Source organism: Paraburkholderia sp. RL17-381-BIF-C, assembly GCF_046026435.1.
GTDB lineage: Bacteria > Pseudomonadota > Gammaproteobacteria > Burkholderiales > Burkholderiaceae > Paraburkholderia.
In genome coordinates this window covers 1-660 of record NZ_JARESX010000212.1, presented here as the reverse complement: position 1 = coordinate 660, position 660 = coordinate 1, and the positions used below count along the sequence as shown (strand labels likewise).

Sequence of the window (660 nt, the reverse complement as noted above, 5' to 3'; positions counted from 1 at the left end):
GTCTTCAGTTCGTTGAACACCTTCAGCCAGAACTTCGCACCTTCGGTCTGCTCGATCCACAGGCCGAGCACGTCGCGCTGACCGTCGGCCTGGATGCCCAGCGCCAGATACACTGCCTTGTTGCTCACCACGCCGTCGCCACGGATCTTCACGCGCAGCGCGTCGAAGAACACCACCGGATACATCGGCTCGAGCGGACGGCTCTGCCAGGCGAGCGTTTCGGCCATGACTTCGTCGGTGACCGAGCTGATGAAGTCGGGGGAGACCTCGGTGCTGTAGCTTTCGGCCAGAAACGCCTGAATCTCGCGCACGCTCATGCCCCGGGCGTACATCGCGATAATGCGCTCGTCGAAGCCCGTGAATCGGCGCTCGTGTTTGGGAATCAGGATCGGCTCGAAGCTGCCATCGCGGTCGCGCGGCAGATCGACCCTGACCGGGCCGCGCTCGGTGATCACCGTCTTGCCGCTGGCGCCGTTGCGCTCGTTGGTCTGCTCAGAGGGCCTGGGCTGGCCGGGCCGGTAGCCCAGATGCATGCTCATCTCGGCGCCCATCGCCCGCTCGATCAGTGCCTTGTTGAACGCCAGCATCAGGTCCTGAACCTCGGCGGGCGTCATCGGGCCCTTCACCAGTTCATCGAGCAGCGCTTCTGGCAGTGCAGGC

Annotated in this window: 1 protein-coding gene; it reads right to left on the bottom strand. The window is 64.5% G+C overall.

Annotation, left to right across the window (positions count from 1 at the left end; genetic code table 11):
* Positions 1 to 660: IS256 family transposase (locus P0D70_RS36735; RefSeq protein ID WP_408188127.1), on the bottom strand; the 660-nt coding region annotated here is incomplete at both ends.